Genomic DNA, 3,039 nt, shown 5'->3' with positions numbered 1-3,039 from the left:
TTTAAAATAACACCAAAAAAGATATAACGGAACACACGACCTGAAAGGGAACGCAATAAATAAAAAAGTGGAATTTGTATTGACAAAATTTATGTTTTCTATATTCCGGGGAGAGTAACTTTAATGTTTAATGATTTGCTTATTCAATATGGTTTTAAAATAGAATAGATTACAAATTTAAATCGTAATTATAAAGCATAAAAAAAAAGTCCCAATTGGGACTTTTTAAATTATATTCTTTTTAATTGTTGTTTCATCATTACAATTTGATCTTTTAGCATATTGTGCTTGTCTAATTTTTTTGCTTCACTTAGCCATTTTTCTGCTTCAATTTTTCTTCTTTTTGAAGCTGCAATTCCTGCTAATTGAAGTTTGGCTAAAGCTAAGTCTTGATCCATGCTTAAACCTAGTTCAATTGCTTTTCTAAAGTATTTTTCCGCTTGATTTAGGTTAGTTTGCGAAACCATTAATCCATTTAAGTAATTGTAATACCCTTGTTGTTTTTTAACTAAAGCTTTCTCTGGATTGCTAATTTTATCTAAATACTTTTTAGCTCCGTCAAAATTTTGTTTTCTTAACTGTAAAAATGATAAAATAATTAATTCATTTTTAAAATAAAATAAGATAAAAAGGGTTGATAGTAGAATTAAAAATATTCCATTTCCGATATTACCACCAATAATGAATAAGTAAATTGCAAATGAAATTAATCCTGCTGCTGTAATTAGTTTTATGTTTTTATTGAACATGATATTTAGTTTAGTTTGCAAAGGTAATAAAATCTATTAAAAATAATTTTAAAAAAGTATTTGTATTTGAAAAAAGTCTTTGTATATTTGCACTCGGTTTAAAGAAAGCCATATTATTAAAGAATTATATAGAATTTAAAAATACTAACAATGAGTAAGAGAACATTTCAACCATCAAAGAGAAAAAGAAGAAATAAGCACGGTTTCATGGACAGAATGTCATCTCCTAACGGAAGAAAGGTGCTTGCTCGTAGAAGAGCTAAAGGAAGACATAAATTAACAGTATCTTGTGAACCAAGACATAAAAAATAATGGTATTAGTTAATCGAAATATCAGGGTGTTACTATTTTAATAGTAGCACCTTTTTTTTATATTTGCATTAAATTACAATCTACTATAACACAACAATATGCCAAAAGACAATTCAATAAAATCGGTATTAATTATTGGTTCAGGACCAATAGTAATTGGGCAAGCTTGCGAATTTGATTATGCAGGTTCTCAATCAGCGCGCTCTTTAAAGGAGGAAGGAATTGAAGTTATTTTAATAAATTCAAATCCTGCTACTATCATGACAGACCCTACAATGGCTGATCATGTGTATTTAAAGCCATTGACTACTAAATCTATAATAGAAATTTTAAAAGCACATCCTCAAATTGATGCTGTTTTACCAACGATGGGTGGTCAAACCGCATTAAATTTATGTATTGAAGCCGATGAGAAAGGAATCTGGAAAGATTTTGATGTGCGACTAATTGGCGTAGATATAAATGCAATTAATATTACCGAAGATAGAGAGCAATTTAAAAATTTATTAAATAAAATTGGAATTCCTCAAGCACCAGCTAAAACGGCGAATTCTTTCTTAAAAGGAAAGGAAATTGAGCAAGAATTTGGTTTTCCTTTAGTAATTCGCCCTTCGTTTACTTTAGGAGGAACTGGAGCGGCTATTGTTTATAAGAAAGAAGATTTTGATGCGGCTTTAACATACGGTTTAGAAGCGTCTCCAATTCATGAAGTTTTAATTGATAAAGCTTTAATGGGATGGAAAGAATATGAATTGGAATTATTACGTGATAGTAACGATAATGTAGTAATTATCTGTACGATTGAAAATATGGATCCAATGGGTATTCATACTGGTGATTCTATAACTGTTGCGCCAGCGATGACGTTATCTGACACTACATTTCAACGAATGCGTGATATGGCCATTTTAATGATGCGTTCTATCGGAAATTTCGCAGGAGGTTGTAACGTGCAATTTGCCGTTTCGCCTGATGATAAAGAAGATATCGTAGCAATTGAAATTAATCCTCGCGTATCTCGTTCTTCGGCATTAGCATCAAAAGCTACTGGATATCCAATTGCAAAAATCGCATCGAAATTAGCTTTAGGTTACAATTTAGATGAATTGCAAAATCAAATTACGAAATCGACTTCAGCTTTATTTGAGCCAACTTTAGATTATGTAATCGTAAAAATACCTCGTTGGAATTTTGATAAATTTGAAGGTGCAGATAGAACGTTAGGATTACAAATGAAGTCGGTAGGAGAAGTAATGGGAATTGGGCGTTCGTTTCAAGAAGCGCTTCACAAAGCAACTCAATCACTTGAAATTAAACGAAATGGCTTAGGCGCTGACGGCAAAGGGTATACCAATTACGAACAAATTATCGAAAAATTAACCTATGCTAGTTGGGATAGAGTTTTTGTGATTTATGATGCTATTGCGATGGGAATTCCATTGAGTAGAATTCATGAAATCACCAAAATAGATATGTGGTTTTTGAAACAATATGAAGAATTATTTCATTTAGAAAAAGAAATTTCAAAATATAAAGTAGATTCTTTACCTAAAGAATTATTATTAGAAGCCAAGCAAAAAGGGTATGGTGATAGACAAATAGCGCATATGATGGGATGTTTGGAAAGTCAGGTTCACAAATTACGTGACGAAATGAACATTCAACGTGTGTACAAATTAGTAGATACTTGTGCAGCTGAATTTAAAGCGCAAACACCTTATTATTATTCTACTTTTGAGGCCGAAATTGAAAAAGCAGATGGTACGAGATACGTTCACAATGAAAGTATCGTAACAGATAAGAAAAAAGTAGTTGTTTTAGGATCAGGTCCAAATCGAATTGGACAAGGAATTGAGTTTGATTATTCTTGCGTACACGGTGTATTGGCGGCTAAAGAATGTGGTTACGAAACGATAATGATTAACTGTAATCCAGAAACGGTTTCCACAGATTTTGATACGGCTGATAAATTGTATTT

Annotated in this window: 3 protein-coding genes; 2 read left to right on the top strand and 1 reads right to left on the bottom strand. The window is 31.5% G+C overall.

Annotated elements, in window-relative coordinates; genetic code table 11:
- Nucleotides 1–230: 230 nt before the first annotated feature.
- Complete coding sequence (locus ABWP78_RS09765; protein ID WP_353171051.1) at nucleotides 231–749, bottom strand: DUF2892 domain-containing protein; 519 nt, start codon at nucleotides 747–749, stop codon at nucleotides 231–233.
- 150 nt (nucleotides 750–899) lie between these two features.
- Here ABWP78_RS09765 and rpmH point away from each other — a divergent pair, with 150 nt between their 5' ends.
- Nucleotides 900–1,061: a 50S ribosomal protein L34 gene (gene rpmH / locus ABWP78_RS09760; protein WP_091315350.1), complete on the top strand. Its 162-nt coding sequence runs from the start codon at nucleotides 900–902 to the stop codon at nucleotides 1,059–1,061.
- A gap of 98 nt (nucleotides 1,062–1,159) precedes the next feature.
- Nucleotides 1,160–3,039, top strand: a 1,880-nt coding sequence (gene carB, locus ABWP78_RS09755; protein WP_353171048.1) for a carbamoyl-phosphate synthase large subunit, incomplete at its 3' end; no start/stop codon positions are given.

Origin of the sequence: Flavobacterium sp., from assembly GCF_040402955.1 — a bacterium.
In the GTDB taxonomy this organism is placed as follows: Bacteria; Bacteroidota; Bacteroidia; order Flavobacteriales; family Flavobacteriaceae; genus Flavobacterium.
Note: the sequence above shows the minus strand (reverse complement) of the source record. Positions and strands in the feature narration are given on the sequence as shown.

What these genes read in the sequence shown, in the direction of transcription:
- ABWP78_RS09765 (WP_353171051.1), bottom strand. Translation starts at nt 749, where the DNA reads ATGTTCAATAAAAACATAAAACTAATTACAGCAGCAGGATTAATTTCA.
- rpmH (WP_091315350.1), top strand. Translation starts at nt 900, where the DNA reads ATGAGTAAGAGAACATTTCAACCATCAAAGAGAAAAAGAAGAAATAAG.